The sequence below is a fragment of the Streptococcus oralis genome (assembly GCF_001075875.1).
Classification (GTDB): Bacteria; Bacillota; Bacilli; order Lactobacillales; family Streptococcaceae; genus Streptococcus; species Streptococcus oralis_I.
The window spans coordinates 1-226 of record NZ_JUOS01000144.1; the positions used below are offsets into that span (position 1 = coordinate 1).

Annotated in this window: 1 protein-coding gene; it reads right to left on the bottom strand. The window is 42.0% G+C overall.

From position 1 onward, the window contains the following. Positions 1 to 226: Rib/alpha-like domain-containing protein (locus ADM33_RS11760; protein WP_049504398.1), on the bottom strand; the 226-nt coding region annotated here is incomplete at both ends.

Here is a 226-nt window from a genome sequence, read left to right on the forward strand (position 1 = left end):
TTCTCCTGCTGTTGCTTCACCAATCTTGTTGCCGTCTTTATCGTACAATTCAACCTTAGATCCTGGGTCTGCTGTTACCTCAACTGGAGTCTTAGTACCCGCCTTACCTGTAAGATCTGTTGTGATTTCTGGTTGAGTTAGTGCACTCGAATCTTTAACAGTAACTTTAACTGGAACTTCATCTTTAGTTCCGTCTGGGTATGTTACAACTACTGTCGCATCTTTT